The organism is Bacteroidota bacterium (assembly GCA_016706255.1).
Lineage (GTDB): Bacteria > Bacteroidota > Bacteroidia > Chitinophagales > BACL12 > UBA7236.
The window spans coordinates 839,733-863,366 of sequence record JADJJZ010000003.1 but is presented as its reverse complement, the minus strand read 5'-3'; the positions used below and the strand labels follow the sequence as shown (position 1 = coordinate 863,366).

The following is a 23,634-nucleotide window of genomic DNA, read 5'->3' as shown; positions in this document are numbered from 1 at the left end:
GCAATTTAACAGAACAAAATTAGACTTACACGTAATATTTACAAATTTATTGCGCTAAGATATAATGATTTACCTTTACGTGCGTTCGTAAACTGAAATGAATAAGCTACTCGTGGTGGTCGGCACACGACCCAATTTTATTAAAATTGTGCAGTTTAAACATTATGCTGCACTGTATAACTTCGACCTGCGTATCGTCCACACGGGTCAGCATTACGATGAAAACCTGTCAGATGTGTTCTTTCAGCAATTAGGAATAACACCCGATTACCTGCTCGACACCCGCACTGCAAATCCCGAAATGCAGTTAAATATCATCAAAGCCCGGTTAAACCATTTTCTCAATAATACTTACAAACCCGATTTAATGCTGGTGGTAGGCGATGTTACCTCTACCCGCGCAGCAGCCGAAACCGCACAAATTTTATCCATTCCACTCGCGCACGTGGAGAGTGGTTTGCGCAGCTTCGATCAGTCGATGCCCGAAGAAATAAACCGCATCGTTACCGACAACCTCAGCGATTATTTTTTTATAACCGAACAAAGTGGTATCGATAATTTAATTGAAGAAGGTAAACCCGAAAAAAATATGTTTTTTGTCGGCAATACCATGATTGATGCACTCGTTGCTTTTGATGAAAAAATTGCTGAAAATCCGATTTTGGAAAAATTAGGTGTAGATAAAGGTTTTTTCTCCTTAGTTACCATCCACCGACCATCGAATGTAGATAATAAAGCTGCCCTCGAAAAAAATATTGATTTGTTATTTAATTTATCGGAAAAATATCCGGTTGTATTTCCCATACATCCCCGAACGAAAAGCAAATTAGACAATTTTCACCTTTGGGAAAAACTCAATTCCAACAAAAATATTATCCTCACCGACCCTTTAGATTATTTTGCATTTCAAAAATTAATTGCCACCTGTAAATTTATTGTTACCGATAGTGGCGGCATTCAGGAAGAAGCAACTTTTAGAAAAAAACCCTGCATTACCATTCGCCCAAATACCGAACGACCATCAACCATCCAATTAGGCACCAATACACTTGTTGATGCTGATATAAATGCAATTAATCAACTGATTACTCAAATAGAAACACATAATTATAAAGAAGGAAGTATTCCTCCGTTTTGGGATGGCCGCGCAACTGCACGCATATTCGAAATACTGAATAAATTACGTTAAACGATTTAATAAATCGGCCAAACTTTTTGCATTTTGTTCGCGTGAATAATGGTCGATTGCACCGGCATCAACACGAAGTGTATTTTGCTGAAACTGTTTATACATCAATAATACAGCCGATTTAATTGCTTCAATATCTTTAAAATCAGCAACAACACCTGCCTGCGTTTCACGAATTATTTTTGCTGCATCTCCATCAGGATTTCCAATGGCCAAAACAGGACGTTTCGCTGCAAGATATTCAAATAATTTTGCCGGAATACGACCCAAAATATCCTGTGTATCATTTAATAACAATAATAATACAGTAGATTTTTGCATCGCTTCAATTGCTGCTGCATGGTTAACCTGACCGGCGTGAAATAATTTATTTTCGAGATGATATTTTTTCAAATAATCTAAAACACTGTAGTCCGATTTCCCCGTAAAACGAATTTGTAAATCGCGATTAAAATCCGGATGTTCATTACATAATGATTCTAAAGCTGCCCATAATAATTCCGGATTACGTGCTTTGTTAATCATACCAACATGATGCAAAACAAATCCTTCGAATAATGTTTTTGGTTCTGGATCAAAATCAGCAGCATCAAATCCATTCGTTATTACCTCTGTATTACCATTATTTATTTTATTAAAATCGGCAGCCCATTGCCAGCTAACCGTAACTACCTTATTTGCCTCAGTGAGCACTTTTTTTTCTAACTGATGATGTTTTTTATCCGCAGCAGCGGAAAGTTTTAATTCGCTGTAATAATCTATTTTAGTCCACGGATCACGGAAATCTGCTATCCACGGAATACCGGTATTTTGTTTCACACCCGCTGCAATTAAATGCATACTATGCGGTGGTCCGGTTGAAATAATGGCATCAACGGGATTATTTTTCAAATAAGTAGTAAGGTATTTAACAGATGGTTTTATCCAGAATTTTCGGGCATCAGGAATAAAAAAATTACCTCTTACCCAAACTGCCAGGTTTTGCATAAACCCCTGTTTCTTCTTTTCATGCAGAAATCCGGCATTTACTTTTTCATCTTTTTTGTAGCCCAGCAATTGTTTGTAAACCGTATACGGTTCGCGAATCGGGGTTTTTATCACCTGAATATCAGCAGGAATTTGTTGTGCCAATGTGCTGTCCAAAACCGGATACTCACCCGCTGTAACAGTGTAAATAACGGGCTCCCAGCCAAATTTGCGCAGGTATTTGGTCATTTTAACCCATCGCTGAACGGGAACTCCGCCTGCCGGCGGCCAGTAATAGGTAATTATCAAAACCTTCTTCAACACAATTATTTATCGGGTTAAAATTATACAACTTACCTAACAAATTGCCCCAATTAGCCCGAAGTTCTTAACTTTAGCACTTCAAAATTTTTACCTGCTATGGAACAAAACAAAGGTGCTAAAAAACTACTGACCTATATTGCGATTTTCGCATTTTTTATGATTTTCAGTGCTTTGTACTTTAGTCCCCTGCTCCAGGGCAAGATTTTATTACAGGGTGATATCATGAACTTCGTTGGCGTAAGTCACGAGGTTACCACCAATTACGAAAATACCGGCGAATCTGCTTTATGGACCAACAGTATGTTTGGTGGTATGCCAACTTATCAGGTTGCAGTGTATGATAGCGGTAATTTATTTGAAAAAGTGAATAAAATGCTCGGACTGTTTTTACCCAGACCGGCCAATTATATGTTTATCGCAATGGTAACCTTCTTTTTATTGTTGCGCAGCTTTAAAGTAAATAATTTTTTATCCATTTCAGGTGCAGTTTGTTATGCTTTAGGTACGTATTTTATCACATTTATCGAAGCAGGTCACAATACAAAAGTAAATGCGCTCGCGTTAATGCCCCTCGTGCTCACGGGAATTAATTATCTCCTCCACAAAAAATACTGGTTGGGCGGTGCACTTACCTTATTTGCAATGACACTCGAAATTACAGCCAACCATCCGCAAATAAATTATTACATGTTTTTAATGTTGTTATGCTGGCTGATTTCTGAATTTTATTTTGCAGTTAAAACAAAACAACTGGCAGAATTATTTAAAGTTGTCGGCATCGTAATATTAACCGTTGGTTTTGCCGTTGCAGCAAATACCTCAAAATTATGGACCACTTATGAATATGGAAAAGAATCTATTCGTGGTGGTTCACATTTAACACATCAGGCCGACAAACAAGGTGAAGACGGTTTGAATCGCGACTATGCTTTCGGATGGAGCAGCGGCGTTGCAGAATCATTCAGCATTATGTATCCGAATTTTGCAGGCGGTGGTTCAGGAAAATCATTTTTGCAAGACAGCAAAGGTGAAGCAATTGAAGGCCCGCTGATGAATTATTTACAATCCGTTAATCAACAAAGTCCGCAAAAAGCACAGGAATTATTAAAATATTCAGGACAAGCAGGAAAATATTGGGGCGATATGCCGTTTACATCAGGACCAATTTATGTTGGCGCAATTTTATGTTTTCTGTTTTTTATCGGTTTAATAATTGGTGATAACAGAACACGCTGGTGGTTATTAGCCGCAACATTATTATCGTTGTTTTTAGGCTGGGGGAAAAACTTTCCTGCTTTCAACAATTTTATGTTCGACTATTTCCCGATGTATAATAAATTCAGAACGGTATCAATGGCAATGACCATTTTGTGTTTCACCATTCCGGTTTTAGGTTATTATATCATCGACCGGTTTTTAAGTACTTCAGGTGAATTAAGTGATGAGAAAAAAAGAAACGGATTAAAATGGGCTGCAATAAGTGTTGCGGTTATAAGTGTAATGTTGTTAATGTCAGGCAGTTTATTTGATTTAACAAGTCCGAATGAAGAAGCATACCTTGCTGCGGTTAACGACCCACAATCAACTTCATTTATTGAGCTGATAAAAGATGCACGCGTAAGCATGATTCGTAAAGATGTATTTACAGAAACATTTTTAATTGGCTTAGCTGCTTTAGCCTTATTTTTATTTTTAAAGAAAACCATTTCTCGCAATATTGCCATTGCAGCAATTTGTATTTTACCGGTTATCGATTTACTTATTGTAGATGCACAATATCTCGGTAAAGACAATTTTGTGGAAGCTGATTATTACGATCAGCGTTTCCGTCAGTCGGTTCCTGTAATTAAAGATGCTGACCCATATTTTAGGGTTATGAGCACCATGGCCGACGTAGATAAAGATGGCAGCACTTCTTATTTATATAAAAGCATTGGTGGTTATCACGGTGCCAAATTGCAACGTTATCAGGATGTAATTGAAGGTTATTTAAGCAAAGGAAATCCGCAGGTAATTAGTATGCTCAATACAAAATATGTTTATGGCGCACGCAATGGAAAATTATCTGTTGACCGCAATCCGATGGCATTGGGGAATGTTTGGTTTGTTGATTCAGTGCGTATGGTTGAAAATGATGATGCTGAATTTGAAGGTCTCGCAAATTTTAATCCTGCAACAACCGTTATCGTAAATCAGGAATTTAAAAATAGTATTCCTGCAACAACCATTCAGCGCGACTCCAGCAGCAGTATTAAATTAAAAAAATATGGTATGGATGAAATTTCCTACACATCAAAAAGTAATGTTGATGCACCTGCCGTATTTTCTGAAATTTGGTATCGTGGTAATGAGGACTGGAAAGCATATATCGATGGAAAATATGTTGACCATTTCCGCGCAAATTATTTATTACGCGGTTTGTGGATACCAAAAGGTGAACATGAAATCGTATTTAAATTTGAACCACATTCTTTTTATACCGGTAAAAAAATATCAACCGCAGCATCTTCTTTAATATTATTATTAGTTGCTGCCGGTGCATTTATGGCTTATCGAAAAGAATCAAAAAATACCCTAAACGACAATAAGATTTAATTCATGCAATACGATCCGGTAAAAAGAAGTCTGGGAAACGTTTTTAAAAAAACACCTGCATTACGTATTCTGTTTTATAAAATGCTCGACCTGTTATTATTAAGGTCATGGCATATTCATAAAGAATTAAAAGCCTGGGCAAAAGGTAAACGCGAGGCGGAACAACATATTTTAGATGCCGGCTCAGGTTTCGGTCAGTATTCATATTACCTCAATTCCATGAGCAATAAATGGAAATTTTTAGGGGTAGATGTTAAAGAAGAGCAGATTGATGATTGCAATCGTTTTTTCAAACAAATCGGTAAAACCAATATCCGCTTTCAGGTAAAAGATTTAACCACATTTACCATTCCCGGACATTTCGATTTAATTGTTTGTGTCGATGTAATGGAACATGTATTGGAAGATGTACAGGTATTCAAAAATTATCACACCTCGTTAAAACCCGGCGCCATGCTGCTCATTTCAACACCTTCCGATCAGGGTGGTTCCGATGTTTCCGGCGATGGTGAAGCTTCTTTTATCGAAGAACATGTGCGCGACGGTTATAATATTAATGATATTCAGGATAAATTAAAGCTGGCCGGTTTCAGCAAAACCGAAGCGTATTATGCTTACGGAAATCCGGGTAAAATTTCGTGGCGACTTTCCATGAAATACCCTTTGCAAATGCTGAATGTTTCTAAATTATTTTTCATCCTAATTCCATTTTATTACCTCATTACTTTTCCCTTCTGTTTAATTTTAAATAAAATGGATGTGAACGGTAAACATGCAACCGGAACCGGTTTAATTGTGAAAGCCTGGAAATAAAATTTGCTTATTGTATTTTTTACAAAATGCACTTATTGTAATTTTTACAATAAGTAGTTACTATTAAACATATTTTTGCAAAATCTGCTCGGGCGAAAGCACTTCAAAATGTTGTTGTTTAATAAATTGCAGGATACTTTTATAAGTATCAATCCAGCCTTTATCGGTATAATCAAAAAAGTAATTATTATGCCACAAAACAGATATCAAGGCATTTTCAGTATTATTTTCTAAAAACGTAAGTATGGTTTTTTCAGCAGTTCGAGCATCTTGTTTTTGATAAAATTTCAGTGAAGTATCCATCACATTAAGTGGCACTTCCAAAAACGAATAGGCTTTTTTAGTGCTGAAATTAAATGGCTTCAAAGGCAATCCGTAACTGTTCCTAAACCCGGGTTCATCAGGAAAACCCATGGTGGCATCCAAAACAATGCCCGCATGTTCTAGTGCATCGAAAGTAGCCGGTAGTTCGGTCAGCAAATAATGATTTCTGTTAATAGGTAAGCTGCCGGAATTTAAACGTTGCAATTCATTTTCATAACTGTTCTTCCCCGCACTTTTGTGTAACCCGATTTGCCATCCGCGTTGTTGTATGTTTTTTACAACCGATTGAATATTATCGTCCTTATAATTATAATCCGCATTGTGAATTTTTCGTGTTCCCTTACCCTCATTTACTATAAAGAAAAAAGTAGAACGTACATCAAATGCATCCTCAATTTGCATAATCTTATCTAACAACAAATAATCCGGCGTTTTTACATAATGATTAAATATCAATTGCAACAAGGTGCGGATTTTTCCGTGTTTTAACAAATAACGATAGTTATCACCCAAAGCCCCATACACCGAATCAATATCATGCGAAAGGAAAAAAGCAGATTTGTTTTTTTGTTTTTTTACAAGCGCTTGCAACTTTGGTGTTGCCGCATATAACCGATCAAAATAAATCGCAACCAAATTCTGCTGATGTATATTAAAATGTTGTTGCACACTAATCGCAAATGGAAAACGATTATACTTATCCGGAAAATAATCAGCGTACTCTTGCAGGTAACTCAATAAATAAAAACAACTACTCAGGTAATCCGGTTTATTTGATGCCGTAAAATGTAGTGGTTCATTTCTGAAATACGCTTTAAATTGTTTATCACCGCTCACATAAGTATTTCTGAAAAAATGGGATACCTGAATATCACCTAATCCATGTTCAGCAACAAACAAATCATAATTTTCGGTAACCGTTTCAACCGTAAATCCGATATAATCGCCAAACACTTTTAGTGTCCACGTGTATTCTGCAATAAGTGCAGAATCAATTCGGATTTTAATTACGGGTTTCAATTAATTGGTTAATTATTATTTAAATATAATACCTTAAAACAAAAGCCTGAATCAATCACAAAAAAAACAGTGTTGCTATTCCGTATAGAAATGTGCAACACTGTTTCATTTTTATAATCTAAAATTAAATATCAAATTTTATTCCCTGTGCCAATGGCAAACTTGTTGAATAATTAATCGTATTCGTTTGTCTGCGCATATAAGCTTTCCACGCATCAGAGCCACTTTCGCGACCACCACCGGTTTCTTTTTCACCACCAAATGCGCCGCCAATTTCTGCACCGCTGGTACCAATATTTACGTTCGCAATACCACAATCACTACCTGCCTGCGATAAAAAATATTCTGTTTCCTGAATATTATTCGACATAATTGCAGATGACAATCCCTGCGGCACATCATTATGTTTTGCAACTGCTTCCTGAATCGTTTTGTATTTCATTACATATAAAATCGGCGCAAATGTTTCATGCTGCACAATTTCAAAACTATTATCAGCTTCAATAATACATGGTTTCACATAACATCCGCTATCATAACCTTCACCAGCACATACTCCCCCTTCAACAAGTATTTTTCCGCCTTCAGCAATTGCTTTTTCAATCGCTGCATTATAATCGTCAACTGCTTTGGTATCAATCAGCGGACCAACATGATTATTTTCATCCAATGGATTTCCGATGCGTAACTGAGCATATGTTTTTTTCAAACGTGCAATTACATCATCATAAACTTTTTCATGAATAATTAATCTGCGGGTAGTTGTGCAACGTTGTCCTGCTGTTCCTACCGCACCAAAAACTGCTGCACGAATGGCAATATCCATATTCGCATGTTCCGAAATAATAATGGCATTATTACCACCTAATTCCTGAATTACACGACCTAATCTTTCGCCAACAATTGCTCCAACACGTTTTCCAACGCGCGTGCTGCCGGTTACCGATAATAATGGCACACGTTTATCTTTTGCCAACTCCTCACCTATCGAACTATGTGAAACCATCAAACTGGAAACACCTTCAGGAACATTGTTTGCTTTAAATACTTCAGCAATAATTTTATGTGTAGCAATAGCGCTCAGTGGCACTTTTGAACTTGGTTTCCAAATACAAACATCACCGCAAACAAAAGCCAGTGCTGCATTCCAGCTCCAAACGGCAACCGGAAAATTAAAGGCAGAAATAATGCCCACAATACCCAGCGGATGCCATTGTTCATACATGCGGTGCAATGGGCGCTCGCTATGCATCGTTAAACCATATAACTGACGACTCAAGCCCACAGCAAAATCGCAGATATCAATCATTTCCTGCACTTCACCCAAACCTTCCTGGTAACTTTTTCCCATTTCATAACTCACCAGTTTGCCGAGATCCTGTTTATGTGCACGCAATTTTTCGCCAATCTGACGCACCACCTCACCCCGTTTTGGAGCCGGCCACATGCGCCATTCTAAAAATGCTGCCTGCGCAGTCTGTATAATATGCTCATACTCTTCACGCGAAGCCGATGAACACGCAGCTATTAAAGCCCCGTCAACCGGCGAATAACTTTCTACCGCATTTCCATCCCCTTTTAACCATTTTAACCCGGTGCTAACCCCCGAATTCATTGATTCTACGCCTAAAGCCTTCAATTCGGCCGCTATCTGATGTTGTTTTGTTAAAGTTTCCATTCTAGTATTTAAAATTGATGTGCAAAGTTACGTCGAATTAACCTAAAAAACAGCCTCCCGGTTCCGCAATCGCGCTTCAAATTGCTACAATCTGACAAAAATTGAATTATAAAAATTTGGAGCATCAACATCCCCCACGCCATCACATTTTGCACCGGCCTTCCATTACAAGTCCGCTCCCGTTGAAAAAACGGGATGCGGGCTTTCCATTGCAGTCCGGGCTGGGAGAAACTGCATCTATTTTATCACAAAACCGCTCTACCGCTCTTAAAGCGATGTATTTTTTTTCAATGAATTGAATTTCAGCCCATTAGTGCATTATTAGCGTAACTAATTTTTACATCTGTAACTCCGTTAACATCAATCTATTTTCGTCACAATCGGATTAAATGAACATAAAATTTACTATACAATTAAAATCACATTTATGTTAATTTAAACAGATTTAATGCAATTTGATTGTTTTTTTATTAATAATTAACTAAATTCACATTACACAATTTTATAAAATGATTAAAACCTTATATCAAAAATAGTTTTTTCACACTAAATTTCTCAAAATGAAACCTTCTATCTACCTGAATTTCAATTGTTTGAAATTTAAAAGAACAATTAACTTCAATGTTGGAATTTTAATTTTCACCACTTTTCTAACTTTCCAAAACCTATCTTTAATTGGGCAAACCGGTCCTGGATTAAATTGGAACCGAGACCATTGGTATGGAATTGATGATAATATTGAACAAGACGAATCTGGCGAAGATTGGTATTATAATATTAGTCCGTACAAAGATGAAGATGTTATTGTTGGTTATGTTGCTGCAGGTTATAGTTCAAGATTAAATGATTTTGGTAGTTTTAATTGCATGGATTGCGGTGAATTTGATCCTGAATGTAATGAATTTGAAACAGAATATTTACAACGTGGATGTATATATCCTAAGATTGCCGAAATGGATGAAAATGGGCATGTTGAATGGTATGAAATTTATACAAAAGGGCAAGGTTGGTTTAGACAAGTAATTCAATTAGATGACGAAAGTGGTTATATTGCTGTGGGTCAAATTAAATATGATGGTGGGGACGATCCGGGTGATTTGGTATATAACTTTGAGGGCGATCAATTTTATTTAGATGAGTGCACTTCAACTCCTTACGAATTAATGTATGTTGTAAAAACCGATATGGAAGGTGAAATACTAGAAGAAGCTGTTTATGGTATTGCAGACCCTGATGTAGACAACCCAACTGATTTTATGTCAGAAGCTTACGGTGTAATTCAAGATGATGATGGAAATTTAATTATTGCCGGATATGCAGAAAAGTTATGGTATAACCCGATAACAATGGAAGACGAAAAACGGCGTCGAGGTTATGTTGTTGCACTCAACCCAACAACACTAATGGTAGAATATGAAAATATCTTATATGAGGATGATAATTTTAACTCTCACAGCACCTGTTTAATAGAAATGGATGATGATTTTTACGTTTTTTCCACAAAAAAAACTGCAGAAATCCCTGAATTATACGGGCATATTTTTATAAATAGATTATCAAACTCATTAGCAGATATTGGCACTGCCTTTGAAATTACTTCGACCGAAGAACCTGATTTAGATGGACTTGTTAGTTATTGTTCAAGTGTAGCGTTCGATGTAATAACTGATGACGGTGATTTAGTAGCTGCTGTCCAAGTTAATAGAAATGATGATGTGCAAAGTATTAACGACGAAGCTTTAGTGCATGTTTATCGAATTCATCCGGGAACTTCACCGGATTGGACATTTGAAGCAAATCTTTCAATTGTAGATGATGAAGACAGTGAAATATTTCGTGCTTATGATTTAAAAGTTGGAATAACAAATACCAATGATGGTGGTTTTGCTGTTACATCAACCCTCCATGATTCCGATTTATTTGATGGCGACGAGGAAGATTTTGAATATAATGAAGATTGTGACCCGATAACTGCAGGTGATCAACCTTGTGATTGTGATTTATTACATACTTGGACTTATACTTGGAATAGCAACCCATACATTGCAAAATTCAATAATTCGGATGTTTTGGAATGGCGAAATTCTTATATTGTTACTGATGGGTATGGTACACATTACCCTGATGATATAAAAAGGTTGGAATGCGTTTATGAAATTCTTCAAGATGATGAAGGTGGTTATATTCTGGCAGGTAATAACTCTAAAAATTTTGATGATGATTTTGTTTACCGTGTATTTGATGATTGTAACATATATCAAACGTACACAGGAACATACGATTTAGTTGACCCATCACCAATTACTTCGTCTGTTACATGGAATAATAATGCAAAAATAAAAGGAGTAGTAACAATTGAATCTGGCGGTACACTTACTATAAATAACAGCGCTATCATTCAGTTTGCCGACAGTAAAGCTGCAAACCATCCCACCTATATCAGAGTTAAAAGAGGTGGCCGCCTAATAATTGAGGGTGGGGCAAAATTAACAGGTAATACTACATGTGGCACGATGTGGGAAGGGATTTACGTTGAAGGAACCTCTGGTACCAGTCATCCGACTCCCCCAGCATTTATTTCTGCTAGCTATACAAATAGCGATCACGGTTTTATCTGGGTTAAAGGTGATGCAATTATTGAAAACGCAAGAACAGCAGTAAGTTTAGGTTTACCACGTAAATTTTTACCTCCGGTAACAGGTAATTGGGGAGGTGGTATTATTATTGCTGATGATGCACATTTTATTAATAACACTACAGATATCGAATTCTATCCATATACCCATGTTAATAGATCATTAATTCGCAACAGTGAATTTTTAACTAATTCCGCATTGGCCGATGTTAATGAAATTCCACAGGCACATATTGAAATGAAAATTGTTAAAGGGGTAAATATCCGTGGCAACCATTTTGAAAATAGTGTTTCTGAAGCAATTTATAAAGGAACTGACAGAGGTGTGGCTGTAAAAGGTACAGATGCTGCATTTAAATTCAACGATAACCCAAATGCTTTTGGGGCTACCGGGGGAGCTGGCAGTGCACCTAATACTGTTATCGATTTATATTATGGCATTTATGCAACGCAGTTTACAGTTGCCGCTGATAATATTGTAATTGATGCAAATACTTTTGAAGAAAATGTAAGGAGTATATATCTTGGCGGAACAGAGTTAGCAGAAGTAAATCTAAATGCTATAACAATGCCAGCAAAATCAAATTATGGTTTATACCTGGATGCCTCAACAGATTATGGAGTTGAAGAGAATTATTTTACAGGTTCAGGTGCGACTAATCCAATTGGACAAATAGGTATAGTTATAAATGATAACGGCACGTCGAATAATAGAATTTATCGTAATGCCTTTACCGATATTGCATATGGAATAAAAGCGCAAAATAGTAATGGAAATACAACCTCTGGTATATTTTTTAAATGTAATACATTTGATGAAAATAAATATGATATTGCAGTTACATCAGGTGGAATAAAAAAAGATCAGGGAGAATGTGTATCAAGTGATGTAACTACACCTGCCGGAAATTTATTTACAGATAATTTGACTACTTCAACACTACAATTTGCAGCAAATTCAGGTGTCGATGAAATAATTTACCATCATCATAATGATGCGAATTCTGCGACGGCTCCTTTTTATGAACCTTATGAGTTTTCATCCTCAATTGTTACCTTAGTTGAATGCACAGAAAATTTTAATTCTACAAATTCCTGCCCTGAAGATTTTTCTGATGGAGGTGGTTCAAGATTAGTCAATCCGACTCAACGAAGATTGGTTGATTATAGTTTGAATGCTAAAGATATGACTGATACCTTATCGCAATTTGCGGCTGATATGGAAAGAAATAAACTTATTAGAAATTATTTAGACTCAGAACAAATTTCAGAATTAAGCACATTTTTATCAACAGATAGTAGTTCAAGAGCGGCTAGTTTAAATGCCGTTATCGCTATGAAACAGGGTAATTATGAAGCAGCTAGCTCCAACATTCAATTAATTGATGAAAATATAAATAGCGATGAATTTGGCTATTCTAATGAGCTTTATTCAATACTAAACGAATTAAATCAAGATACCCTAAGTTGGTTCGACATGAATGCAGAACAATTTGAAAAAATAAAACAATTATCAACTTTAAATAATAGAATAGGTGTAGTTGCTAAACTTATTCTGGAAGAAATTTCAAGTGTGCCTTACGAGGAACCACTAGAAGAAATCAATTTAGAATCGGATGAGGATTATAAAGAGCAATCTGAAATCAACGAAACAGGAGCCATTCAAATCTACCCTCATCCGGTAAGTTCGCAAAGTGTTATTGAAATTTTGTTATCCGATTTACAAGAAAATTCAAGATTTATAATCTATGATTTGCATGGAAAAGTATTATTTAAGTATGACTTATTACAACAATCTACTTTGATAATTGTGAATAATGATATGTTAACCTCTGGTCTTTATCTAGGAGTAGTCACATCAAATAATATGATTAAACAGTCAATAAAATTTGTAGTCAATGAATAAGTATTTTCGGATAGTTTTTTTACAGATAAGCATTTTATTTTTTTTACCGGAAATAAAATCCCAAAACACCTACAATATTTTGATTGATCACGAACACCAATCGGAATGGGGTTATAGTCTTTTGATGGATATGGATACTATTGTTATGACAGGTTATACTAATGTTTTAAAAGATGGATTTTACCGTGATGGTGTGTTTTTTAGAAAATTGGATTTAGAAGGTAATATATTTCGTGAAAATTTAATTGCTGATACTTGCGTGCTTTATTCAGTTGGGTCTAGTGGTAACCTTGTTAAAATTGATAATCAGTATTTAACATGTGGCATATATCAATACTGCGATTCCATTTTTGATGGAGGTGTTGGTAGTTTAGGAATGGTTTATAAGTTTAGTGAAGAAGGCGATACAATTTGGACTAAAAAATTCTATAGCCAATCTTATTCAATTATTTATAGGGGGGCACGAACCAAAAATAAGGCTTATGTTTCAGCAGGTGTAGCTGTAGACACATCGACCTCAATAACCCAATTCTACTTAGTAAAAATAGATTCGTCCGCAAACATTATTTGGGAAAAAACGTTTGATTATTTGTTAAATAATTATGCATTTTCTATAGATTCATATACAAATGGTGACTTTATCATTGGTGGGTTGACAGATCCAACAACAAGTTTTTCAGAGACAGATGGGTACATCGCAAAATTAGATTCATCCGGGAACCTCATCTGGCAAAAAAAAATTGGAACTATTGATGATGATCGTGGATGTGTTGCAAGAATAACCCTCGATCAACAAAACATTTATTTGCAACAAAGCTTAGATACAGTTGTTTCAATTGGTGATGCACCAATGCCCAACTACGTTGGTAAACTTGACAATAATGGCAATTTCATTTGGCGAACTTTTTTTAATGGACCCTATAAACAGGATATTTGGGGTATTCGCGAAATGGACAATAAATCAATTGTAGTAGTTGGGATTAAAAATGTAGATGATGTTAGCCAGGGAAGAGGATTTATTTGCAAATTGGACAGCAATGGGGTAAAACTTTGGGAGCGTACATATTATTCAAGAACAGATAGGCCTAATTATTTTACGGATGTGGCAAAAGTTTCGGATGGCGGTTATATTTTAACCGGCACAGCATTTAGCGAAACCGATCAAGATGTTTGGCTGGTGCGTCTTGATAGTATGGGTTGTTTGGAACCGGGTTGTGATATTGTTGATGTGCCAACTATAACGGTAAAAAATACAACATTATTTAATTTTTACCCCAACCCCATGCACAACACCGCAACTGTTGAATTGCAAATTCCCGATAATTTTCAAATACTATCAGGTGCAACAATTATGTTACAAATAATGGATATAAGTGGTAAAATTGTAGATATCTATGCCAATATCCCCGTAAGTAATCCGGGCGAAACCATTCGGTTTAATGTGTATAGAAAAAATTTGTTGGCCGGGTATTATCATACCTTGGTTAAATACAATAATGTAAACATTGGTGATTTTAAAATTATAGTCAATTAATACGTTTATTAAAATTACCAGGCGACTCTATTTGTGAGTTTTTTATTAAAATTGCATAGCTTTTTCAATTGATAAAGGCAATTTATATCAAAACGCTAAACATGTCTAATCGAAGCCCGCACGTTGATCAGGTAATTTTAAAAGCTGCAGCATTTGCACAACCTATACTCACACATTTTCGTGACTTAGTCCATGCTGTTTGTCCCGAGGTAGAAGAAAAAATTAAATGGGGAATGCCATTTTTTGTTTATAAAGATGATAACATCTGTCACATGGCTGCCTTCAAACAACATTGTGCAATTGGATTTTGGAAAGCAAAATTAATTGACGAAAAACTGGTTGCCACAGCAAAAACCGAAGAAGCAATGGGACATTTAGGAAAAGTTACTTCCCTAAAAGATTTACCATCCGATAAAATATTAACCAAATGGATTAAAACAGCCATGCAACTCAACGATGCCGGAATTAAATTATCAAAACCCACCGCAAAAAAAATCACCACCGTCACTGTACCTCCAGAAGTCCAAAAAGAAATAAATAAAAATGCCAAAGCCAAAAAAACCTGGACCGCTTTCAGCAACTCTCATCGCAAAGAATACATCCAATGGATAACTGAAGCAAAAACCCCCGCAACCAAACAAAAACGCCTAACCGCCATGCTCCAGTTACTCGAAGAAGGCAAAAGCCGCAACTGGAAATACGCCTGAGGCGTAACCAACTAAATCACAACCGCGTAGCTTTACCTTCCTGATAAGGAAGGGGTGCCACGTTTGTAACTAACATCCCCTCATAAGTTCAGAAAACCCCGTAGGTTTACCTGCCGGGCGAGGCAGGGGTGACATGAAAAATTCGCTTTTCAACGCTAATTATCTTTAAAAACGCGGGTTTCAATTAAGTAGCCATTCTCCCAAATTTCATATTTATACAATCTCCCATCCTCAGTATAATATTCAAACTTCCCATTTTTTGTGGGCAACGTTGTTTGAATTATATAAAAGTTACCACTCGTATCTGAATGATAAGTATTATACTCCAAATAATATTGCGCATAATTTTCCGTATTTTTAAGTTGCCCATTTTTATAGTAAGTTTTCCAAGTACCGGTTTCAATTTTATTTAAAATTGCACTATAACTTATTGAATCGCCTCGTGAAACGGAGTCTACATAAGTTACAATTATACCGGGACATTTTTTGTAATTACCCTCCTGAAATAATACTCCATTTTTAAAATAACAAAAATATTCCTGCATCCCCAAGGTATCATAATCAACTGCGTATTTTAATATTAAACTGTACTTATAATTTTGGCAGTATTCGTATTCTTTAATAATAGTTCCATTCTTATAAATAGTTTCCCAATAAATTTCTCCACTGTCGTTATATAAAAAATAACTGCCATCCGCTAACTTATTTTTATACGCATTATTTTCAAACAAAAAATGACGAGAACCGCAGGCAGAGCATGCAATTGCAAAACACATCATAACAACAAAACCATATTTAATATGCAATTGGAGGCTATTTAATCAATAAAACGAAAATCCATATTAAAATCTTATCCAAAACCACTTTTGAATCAAAGGCATACGCACATGCCTTCACACAATATGTGCCACAGGCACCACAAGGGCCGTATAGGCCCGTAGGGGCTCGTAAGGGCGAATCAACATTCGCCCAAGAGGCATGTGATAGGAAACAAATTCTCGTAGGGCGAATATTGATTCGTCGCAACGGTATTTTGCAATTAAAATTCCATCTTCCGCATTACCTCAAATAAATTGAGGGCGTTTAAACTTAACATAAACGACATTTTATCGGAATAAGAATCATCTTCACCAAACTGATCAGATAAATCACTGCTCATCACTAACGGGAAATAAAATGCAAAAATATTTTTTGGCAATTTTATCATAACACCAGCATCATATTGCACTGCTTCAAAATTATTTGTTTCAATTTCCGTTCCGATATAGGCAATATCTGCAAACAATCCTACCAATGGAATTTTAGGAATACCAAATTCCAAATTCACTGCTGCCAGCATTTGATCTGAATTAAATCCGTAATTATAAACAGGCACTTTAAAAAAACCGTCGCTCAAACTAATTTGATTGGCTAATAAACGGTCGTAAGTATTTCTGCCCAAATAAATTTCATCATATAAATCATCATAATAACCGTTGTTACCGGCTAAGGTGAAATTGTGTTTTTCATCTCCTGCATTGCCAAGAAAACTTCCTGCAAAAATGCGCACATCAATGCCCTTTTTCATTCCGGGATAATGTATGCTGGTATTATAAGTAAGTGATAATTTCGTGTAATTATCACCCAATTCACCAACCACAGATAACGACTGCGGGAATAAAGTAGATGGCACATTTAAGTGATAACCAATTTCATTTACCATATATTCATTAGCATACGATTCTAAAATGTCTCCGTTTATGCCAATATCAAAAAACGCATCATTTTCTCTGATAAATATATTGCGATAACTTAAACTGTGTTTCATTTTCTGACTCATATGTTTTTTCCTGAAATCCAGCTCAGCTTTCGATTGTAAGCGCATATAAGTTGGTGTGATATTTACTGTTTCAGCTGTAGTGCTCACTTCATACATTCCGTAACTATAACCGGCAATACTTTCACTAATTCTTAAGCGGTCAATAAATCCTGATTTTGGATATAAGTTATAACCAATACTTCCTTGTCCAACTAATTTTTCAGAACCAAATGCATACATCGGAGCTGCAACAAAATCAATTGCAGGTGTTGGCATTGTTGAATTCCAAACGCCTAGACCAAGCATGAATTTATCATTTTCGTTCCATCCCAAAACAGGTGATACCATCAGCGTTGTTTTATCCGGATTATCAACCCCAGCACCCATCAATTTTACTTGTAAAGGCTCAACACGTTTTAAAATACCGGATGTTTTTATGGTATTATTTTCACGCTCATATTCAGGCATTGTTTTTTGTGCATCTATTTTTAAATGTGTAACATGCCATTCCGGTTTGTAATTAAAATATATCGTCTGGCTGCCGGTAAATCCTCTGAACCAGTCTGTCCTTAAAACACTATCACCATCCATTAATGAAACTGAAAAAGATGCAGGTATATCAGAATTATTGGTAATATCAACTGCCATTGCAGTTTTACCTTTTTGGAATTTACTGATTTTATAATCAGGGCCCCAGGCATCATTAATAAGCATATCAAAAAACCAACCATATTTTTCTCCCGTTTCTGCTTCAAATAATTCGCGCATATCTTCAGGATAAACATGTTTAAATTCATACGTTTTATAATATTTGCGCATCACACGATCAAATTCATCTTTACCCATTACATCTTCAAGGTATTTAAAAATATAAGCACTTTGCATGTATACATCTAAACCATAATTAATCATGGTATATTCTGTAGCGTGTAAATTAATAGCCTGTGCTTTATTTTGTTTCGCCATCGACTGATATAAATGAAATTGTACATTATCAACTTTAGAAGTGTCAACACCAAGTTTGGCTACAAGATTTTCAGGTAAACCTAATGCATTTTCACGGTCATAATAGGTGTCCATGTATCGGTTTTCATAAAATGAATTTATACCTTCATCCATCCAACCGTGTTCTCTTTCATTACTGCCTATAATTCCATAAAACCAATTGTGACCTACCTCATGGGTGATTACATTATCCAGCGACTCCGCATCATAATCTCCCCCTAAAACTGTTACAGTAGGATATTCCATTCCGCCTGCACTTTCAACCTCCAATGTGCCATCAACTGCTTGTGCAATATTCCATGGATATTCACCAACATTATCCGAATAAAATAATACCGATCGATTTACATAGTCACATGCTTTTTTCCATTCTTCCTTATGTTGATTGGTAAAATATACATATGTTAATACAGTACGTTCTGATTCAGGTAAAACCACAGAACTGCGCATCACATGAAAACGTTTATCTGCAAACCAGGCAAAATCATGCGCATTTTTTAATTCATAAACAATTGTTTTTGTAGTTGCAGATGAGGCAGGAAAATCAAGATTTTCATCCGTCAAATTTGTTGCAGCAGTATTATCTGCTAATTCATTTAATTTTTCTAATTCAGATGCAGTTTTTAAATCACCACTTGCAGCAACAACATAATTTTCAGGTAAAGTAATTGTTACTTTAAAATTTCCATATTCGCTGTAAAATTCGCCCTGATCTAAATACGGAATCGGATGCCAGCCATGTTTATCATAAACTGCCGGTTTTGGATACCACTGTGTAACCTGATATTGCTGACCAACATGTCCCATACGTGAAAAACATTTTGGCATTTGCACTTTAAAAGGTGTTGTAATAGTTATCGTTTGTCCGCTTGCCAAAGGTGTATTTAAAGTAATTTTTGCGATATCCGGATTTTCAGGATCATATTCCAAAGGCACTGACGTTCCGTTTACTTTAAAATCAAGATTATCGATATAACCGCGTTCATTATCTTTTGCAAAATAAAAATCGGTGCTGCCCTGCAATACTTTTTGTTTTGCAAAAGCTGTATTATTGTCTTTATAGGCGTTTGGCCATAAATGAATCCAGATAAAAGTTAGCGCATCAGGTGAATTATTGGTGTATTGCATGGTAATATTACCATTCAACACATGATTTACGTCGTCAAGTGATACGGTAATGTCATAATCCACATTTTGCTGCCAATAACTTGTTGTTTGTGCATTGACATTTTGGAGTAAATTGAGCACTAAAATAGTGGTGAACGCAAACGCTATTTTATACATATGTAAAATTTTGGGTAAAGATACAGTTTCGCCTTTTGCTTCGTTAATGAAACAAGTGGTAAAAATGTTACAGAATAGTTAAACGTTAAGGAAACTAATTTTGGAAAAACTAAATTTGCATTAATATGATGGAGCCGGATTATAATGACAGGGAGCACACAGAAATGGGGGAGTTGATCGAGTTATTTGAAAAATATCTCAATTCGAATGAACAACACTTTTTTGATGAGGACAGTCTGGAACGCATATTAGAATATTACGAAATGCGCAATTTACCTGAGCGCGCAGAAGCCGTAGCCGACTACGCCATTAACCAAAACCCTTACTCATCGGACTTCCTGGTGCGTAAAGCGGAGTTTTTGGTGAATAGAAAAAAATATAATGAGGCCCTTGATTTATTAGATAAAGCCTTTCTTTTTGATAGCCACGAAATAGACATTTATCTGCTCCGTTCCGATATTTTTATAGAAACCAACCAACCGGAAAAAGCCGAAGCCATTCTGTTCGAAGCCCTGGAAATAGCCGATGATGAGGAAAAAGACGTTGTATATGCCGAATTGAGTGATATTTATGAAATTCAGGAAAACTTCGACAAGGCTTTTGATTGTCTGGCCAAAGCCTTAACCATTAACCCTTCCAGCGAGGATGCTTTATATAAACTGTCGCATATTGTCGACATGACTGACAAATACGACGAAAGTGTCAAGTTGCACAAGGAAATTATCGAAAAAGAACCCTACGCTTGGCTCGCGTGGTTTAACCTCGGCAGGGCTTACATGGGATTGAGTTTATATGAAAAAGCTATCGAAAGTTTTGAGTTTGTAATGGCCATCGACGAAAACTTTGACCTCGTTTACCGCGATGCTGCTGATGTTTACTATCGCATCGAAAATTTTGAAAAAGCAATCGCCATGTTCGAGCTGGCACACGAAAAATCAGGTGGCTATGAAGATTACAGCTTCCGTATCGGCCTGTGTTACGAGCGACTCGAAAACTACAAATCGGCAAGATTCCAGTTCCGCAAAGCTGCCCGTCAGGACCCGTTTTTACATGAAGCCTACTTCCGCATCGGCGAAACTTATCGTCAGGAAGACCGCTTTGAACCGGCTTTGGTGAACTACAAAAAAGCCTTGAAACTCGACGAGAGTAATGAAGATTACATCTGTACCATCATCAGTATTTATAAAATGCTCGACCGCGATACCGATGTGCTCGAATACCTCAATATTTTGGTTAATGTGCGTCCCGACATTCTCAGTTATTGGCTCGACCATATTATTTACCTTTTTGACCTTGGAAAATACCCTGAGGCGCTTGAGGTTATAAATGATGCCATTACCAGAAGCGGGCATTATCCTGAATATTTTTATCTGCAAAGTGCGGCTTTGAGTTATACCGGCCGTATGCGCGAAGCAATTTCGGTGTTGGAACATGCGTTGATGCTGGATTACAGCCGACATACCATTTTATACGAAGTTTGTAAAGATGTGGCTATGCGCCCCGAATTTCAGCGTGTTATCGGATTGTATAATGCCAACTGATACCTGCCTGAAAATGAATTAAATAAGTGATTTTTTTTCGCGTTTAGCAACAGTGTGCTTTTAACTTCAAACTCTGCTTTCCTTTACGTAATTTTGCGCCGAAACCATTTAATAAATTAATGAACTTTTCTATAAGCAATCTCCCTGAGCGTCAAATGAAACCGCGCAAAGAGGGGCTTACCATGGTAATGGACAAAGGCCTTAGCGTACGCGAAGCTGAAGACATGCTTTCTGTTGGCGAACCATATATCGACTTGTTAAAATTAGGATTCGGAACTGCATTCGTAACACCAAATCTTGAAAACAAACTGGCTGTTTACAAAAATGCCGGTATCGCCTGCTACTTTGGCGGAACTTTATTTGAAGCATTTTATATCAGAGGTCAATTTGATGACTACCTGCGTTTACTCGAACGTTATAAAATGGAATATGCTGAAGTAAGCGACGGTTCTATCGAAATGAACCACGACGAAAAATGTAAATACATCAATACCCTGAGCAAACATGTTACTGTGTTAAGTGAAGTTGGCTCAAAAGATGAAAATAAAATGCTCGCCCCATACAAATGGATCGAGTTAATGAAAAAAGAAATAGAAGCCGGAAGTTATAAAGTAATTGCTGAAGCACGTGAAAGCGGAACAGTAGGTATTTACCAAAGCAAAGGTGAAGTGCGCAGCGATTTAATTGATGAAATATTAACGCAAGTGCCTCAGGAAAAAATTCTTTGGGAAGCGCCGTTAAAAGCACAACAAGTATATTTTATTAAATTACTTGGCTCTAATGTAAATCTTGGAAATATTCCGCCAAATGAAGTAATTCCACTCGAAACACTTCGTTTAGGTTTACGTGGTGATACGTTCCATCATTTTTTGAAATAATATCAATTGTAAATGGAACTGATACACTCGTTTATTGATACTTTTTTACATTTAGATCAATACCTTGCCGACTGGATTACCCAATACCAAAATTGGATCTATGTTATTTTATTTCTCATCATTTTTGTTGAAACCGGTATTGTAATTTGGCCTTGGCTACCCGGTGATTCATTATTATTTGCGGCAGGAACTTTTTGCGCGCTCGGCTCATTAAATATTTTTGTTTTAATACCATTGCTCATTGTCGCTGCAATTTTAGGTGACACTTCAAATTATTTTATTGGAAAATATTTTGGTGAACGGGCATTAAAATTAAAATTCAGAGGTAAACAAATTTTAAAACCGGAACATCTCGCCAAAACACATAAATTTTACGAGAAATACGGTTCTAAAACAATTATACTTGCACGTTTCGTTCCGATTGTGCGCACCATAGCCCCGTTTGTAGCAGGTTTGGGGACAATGACCTACAAAAAATTCATTACCTATAATATTGTTGGTGCGCTTTTATGGATTCCTTCCATTACCATACTCGGTTACGCTTTAGGCCAAAATGAATTTGTGAAAAACAATTTCGAAATTGTAGTTTTAGCAATCATATTTATATCAGTTGTGCCAATTTTTGTTGAACTGATTAAAGCCCGGTTTTCAAAATCCAATACCACCCAGTCATGAAACTATTTGGTTTAATTGGCTTTCCACTTACCCATTCTTTTTCTGAAAAATATTTTTCGGATAAATTTCGCAAGGAAGAAATTGAAGAATGTAAATATGAATTATATCCGCTCGAAAACGTGGAAGATGTGCGTTTCCTCTTTGAAGTAAATAAAGAATTAAAAGGTTTAAATGTTACCATTCCGTATAAAGAATCAGTAATAGAATATTTAGACGACCTTGATGATATTGCACAAAAAATTGGTGCCGTTAATTGTATTAAAATAGATGAAATTCAACGTGTTGGTTATAATACTGATTATGCAGGATTTCGTGATTCATTAAAGCCACTATTAAAAAAACATCATACTAAAGCATTGGTGTTAGGTACAGGTGGTGCATCAAAAGCTGTTGAGTATGCCTTAAATGAATTAGGAATACAAACAACATTAGTTTCACGTAAAGAAGGAACAACTGAATTAACTTATCAGCAACTAACTAAAGAAATTATATCCCAACACTCAATTATAATTAATTGCACACCGGTTGGCATGTATCCTGATATTCAACTATGTCCCGAAATTCCTTATGAGTTTATTACTGCTCAACATATTTTATACGATTTAATTTATAATCCCGGCAAAACCTTATTTCTTGAAAAAGGAGAAAAACAAGGTGCTACAATTAAAAACGGATTGCAAATGCTTGAACTGCAAGCTGAGTATGCCTGGGAAATTTGGAATAATGAAAGCGAGGAAGAAAACGCTGCAGGTTATTAAAGTG

General features: G+C 36.1%; 15 protein-coding genes. 10 read left to right on the top strand and 5 right to left on the bottom strand.

Annotated elements, in window-relative coordinates; genetic code table 11:
• Positions 1-97 precede the first annotated feature (97 nt).
• Positions 98-1,189, top strand: a complete 1,092-nt coding sequence (gene wecB, locus IPI65_05525) for a UDP-N-acetylglucosamine 2-epimerase (non-hydrolyzing) (protein MBK7440990.1) — start codon at positions 98-100, stop codon at positions 1,187-1,189.
• Here wecB and IPI65_05520 read toward each other — a convergent pair.
• Complete coding sequence (locus IPI65_05520; GenBank protein MBK7440989.1) at positions 1,181-2,476, bottom strand: glycosyltransferase; 1,296 nt, start codon at positions 2,474-2,476, stop codon at positions 1,181-1,183. The genes wecB and IPI65_05520 overlap by 9 nt on opposite strands.
• A 99-nt stretch (positions 2,477-2,575) precedes the next feature.
• Here IPI65_05520 and IPI65_05515 point away from each other — a divergent pair, with 99 nt between their 5' ends.
• Both IPI65_05515 and IPI65_05510 read left to right on the top strand, forming a co-directional pair.
• On the top strand, positions 2,576-5,074 hold the full coding sequence (locus IPI65_05515; GenBank protein ID MBK7440988.1) for a YfhO family protein: 2,499 nt from the start codon (positions 2,576-2,578) through the stop codon (positions 5,072-5,074).
• A 3-nt stretch (positions 5,075-5,077) separates the two neighbouring features.
• Positions 5,078-5,887: a class I SAM-dependent methyltransferase gene (locus tag IPI65_05510; GenBank protein ID MBK7440987.1), complete on the top strand. Its 810-nt coding sequence runs from the start codon at positions 5,078-5,080 to the stop codon at positions 5,885-5,887.
• A gap of 63 nt (positions 5,888-5,950) precedes the next feature.
• Here the strand turns inward: IPI65_05510 and IPI65_05505 are convergent, their stop codons facing one another.
• On the bottom strand, positions 5,951-7,231 hold the full coding sequence (locus IPI65_05505; GenBank protein ID MBK7440986.1) for a hypothetical protein: 1,281 nt from the start codon (positions 7,229-7,231) through the stop codon (positions 5,951-5,953).
• A gap of 124 nt (positions 7,232-7,355) precedes the next feature.
• Positions 7,356-8,909: an aldehyde dehydrogenase family protein gene (locus IPI65_05500; protein MBK7440985.1), complete on the bottom strand. Its 1,554-nt coding sequence runs from the start codon at positions 8,907-8,909 to the stop codon at positions 7,356-7,358.
• 560 nt (positions 8,910-9,469) lie between these two features.
• On the opposite strand from IPI65_05500, the gene IPI65_05495 reads away from it, so the two are divergent.
• The 3 genes from IPI65_05495 to IPI65_05485 all read left to right on the top strand — a co-directional run bounded on the left by IPI65_05495 (position 9,470) and on the right by IPI65_05485 (position 15,691).
• Complete coding sequence (locus IPI65_05495; protein MBK7440984.1) at positions 9,470-13,450, top strand: T9SS type A sorting domain-containing protein; 3,981 nt, start codon at positions 9,470-9,472, stop codon at positions 13,448-13,450.
• Positions 13,443-14,984 (top strand): hypothetical protein, encoded by a 1,542-nt coding sequence (locus IPI65_05490; protein MBK7440983.1) that lies wholly within the window; start codon positions 13,443-13,445, stop codon positions 14,982-14,984. Before IPI65_05495 ends, IPI65_05490 begins: the two co-directional genes overlap by 8 nt.
• 101 nt (positions 14,985-15,085) lie before the next feature.
• Positions 15,086-15,691 carry a YdeI/OmpD-associated family protein gene (locus IPI65_05485; protein ID MBK7440982.1) on the top strand — a complete coding sequence of 202 codons (606 nt, stop codon included), beginning with the start codon at positions 15,086-15,088 and terminating at the stop codon, positions 15,689-15,691.
• 155 nt (positions 15,692-15,846) lie between these two features.
• Here the strand turns inward: IPI65_05485 and IPI65_05480 are convergent, their stop codons facing one another.
• A complete protein-coding gene (locus tag IPI65_05480) occupies positions 15,847-16,497 on the bottom strand; it encodes a hypothetical protein (GenBank protein MBK7440981.1) in 651 nt (216 codons plus the stop codon).
• Between the two features lie 233 nt (positions 16,498-16,730).
• On the bottom strand, positions 16,731-19,778 hold the full coding sequence (locus IPI65_05475) for a M1 family metallopeptidase (protein MBK7440980.1): 3,048 nt from the start codon (positions 19,776-19,778) through the stop codon (positions 16,731-16,733).
• A 125-nt stretch (positions 19,779-19,903) separates the two neighbouring features.
• Here IPI65_05475 and IPI65_05470 point away from each other — a divergent pair, with 125 nt between their 5' ends.
• The 4 genes from IPI65_05470 to IPI65_05455 all read left to right on the top strand — a co-directional run bounded on the left by IPI65_05470 (position 19,904) and on the right by IPI65_05455 (position 23,630).
• Positions 19,904-21,319 carry a tetratricopeptide repeat protein gene (locus tag IPI65_05470; protein ID MBK7440979.1) on the top strand — a complete coding sequence of 472 codons (1,416 nt, stop codon included), beginning with the start codon at positions 19,904-19,906 and terminating at the stop codon, positions 21,317-21,319.
• A gap of 119 nt (positions 21,320-21,438) precedes the next feature.
• Entirely contained in the window at positions 21,439-22,197 is a 759-nt protein-coding gene (locus IPI65_05465) for a phosphosulfolactate synthase (GenBank protein ID MBK7440978.1), read from the top strand.
• Positions 22,198-22,209: 12 nt separating this feature from the next.
• Positions 22,210-22,872 carry a DedA family protein gene (locus IPI65_05460; protein ID MBK7440977.1) on the top strand — a complete coding sequence of 221 codons (663 nt, stop codon included), beginning with the start codon at positions 22,210-22,212 and terminating at the stop codon, positions 22,870-22,872.
• Positions 22,869-23,630: a shikimate dehydrogenase gene (locus tag IPI65_05455; protein ID MBK7440976.1), complete on the top strand. Its 762-nt coding sequence runs from the start codon at positions 22,869-22,871 to the stop codon at positions 23,628-23,630. Before IPI65_05460 ends, IPI65_05455 begins: the two co-directional genes overlap by 4 nt.
• The last annotated feature ends 4 nt before the right edge of the window (positions 23,631-23,634 follow it).